This is a genomic window from Treponema sp. R6D11 (genome assembly GCF_054786075.1).
Window position 1 is genome coordinate 1 of record NZ_BDHD01000754.1, and the last position, 540, is coordinate 540.

Genomic DNA, 540 nt, shown 5'->3' on the forward strand with positions numbered 1-540 from the left:
CACGACGGCTCTTACAAATCGGGCAATACGCCGCGCTACCACGCGCGCCAGATAGCGTTCCGCAGATGTCAGCAGGAAGGGGCTCGCGTCGTGATGGGCTCCGCCACCCCGTCCGCCGAAGCGTGGAAACTTATGTCGGAGGGGAGCATTAAGCGGCTCGACCTGTCGCGCCGTCTTTCAGGGGGCGGAATGCCCGAAATAAAGCCCGTAAGCCTCGCCGGAACTACGGGATGCCTTTCAAAAGAATTAAAGGACGAGATTCTGCTTACCCACCAAATGGGAAGGCAGACTATCCTATTTTTAAACAGAAGAGGTTTCGCCCACTTTTACCAATGTCCCGACTGCGGATGGGAACAAACCTGCAAAAGGTGTTCGGTATCCCTTACCTGGCACAAAAGTAAAAACCGCTGTATGTGCCACTACTGCGGCTACAGCGAAGCGCCGCCTTCCGTCTGCCCCAAATGCGGCTCGATAAACGCCGGATACCGCGGCTTCGGCACGGAGATGATCGAGGAAGAAGTACGGCGCACCTTCCCCGAC

General features: G+C 56.9%; 1 pseudogene. It reads left to right on the forward strand.

What is annotated here, in order from left to right:
- Positions 1-540: pseudogene (locus ACYVTD_RS15905) on the forward strand (replication restart helicase PriA); the annotation flags it as partial.